At 66.5% G+C, this 773-nt stretch carries 2 protein-coding genes; one reads left to right on the forward strand and one right to left on the reverse strand.

Features of this window, described 5'->3' with window-relative positions:
- Window positions 1-424 (reverse strand): tyrosine-protein phosphatase (locus tag ELR45_RS37015; protein ID WP_205856127.1); only part of this gene is annotated, 424 nt, incomplete at its 3' end.
- 151 nt (window positions 425-575) lie between these two features.
- Here ELR45_RS37015 and ELR45_RS42270 point away from each other — a divergent pair.
- A partial coding sequence (locus tag ELR45_RS42270) for a phosphoribosylamine--glycine ligase N-terminal domain-containing protein (RefSeq protein ID WP_420813828.1) occupies window positions 576-773 on the forward strand: 198 nt, incomplete at its 3' end.

Consider the following 773-nt stretch of genomic DNA (forward strand, 5'->3'; position numbering starts at 1 on the left):
GCGCGCCCAGCACGGATTCCGGGCGGGCCTTCAAAGTCTGGAGATAGAACTCGCCCGGTGGCAGCCAGTTCTCCTCACTGCCGTCGTACTGCCTGGCCCACGGCAGGACGGCCTCGCCATCGATTCCAGGCTGTTCCTCGATCTCGGCGAGCAACGAGAAATGATGGATGGTCACGTCGGACACACGAGTCAACGGACCCGGCCCCTCGAGGGTGATCTCCGCGCCGCTGCGCAGGTCGAGCACGTCCCGCAACCCCAGGGCGCCCACCAGCTGGTCTATGTCCGCCTGAGTCAGGTCCTGGAGGTTGTCCGCGCGCAGAATCCGTCCGAACTTCGTCGTCGTACCGTCGCGCGTCGGGAGCCCACCGAGATCTCTGACGTTGACCGCACCGGCCAGTTCGACCCATCGCCCGTTATCGCTCACATTCACCACCACATGACCTCGCTTCCACTGTCGAGCCTACCGTCCAGGCGACCGGCACCGTTCCGCGCGCTAGCCGCCCGATCCCCCGTCTCCTGCTCGCCGAAGTCCTCGGTACATGGGCGGCCGGACGGAGGAGTTAGGCTTCTCACATGTGAGGACTCTTGTCATTGGCTCGGGCGGACGCGAGCACGCTCTGGTGCGTTCTCTTCTCCGTGATCCCGAGGTCTCCGAAGTCCACGCCGCACCCGGCAACGCGGGCATGGCGGCCGACGTCACCGTCCATCAGGTAGACCCGCTGCAGGACGACGCCGTGGCCGACCTTGCGGCCCGAATCGGCGCCGACCTGGTG

Origin of the sequence: Phytoactinopolyspora endophytica (assembly GCF_004138495.1) — a bacterium.
GTDB classification, from domain to species: domain Bacteria; phylum Actinomycetota; class Actinomycetes; order Jiangellales; family Jiangellaceae; genus Phytoactinopolyspora; species Phytoactinopolyspora endophytica.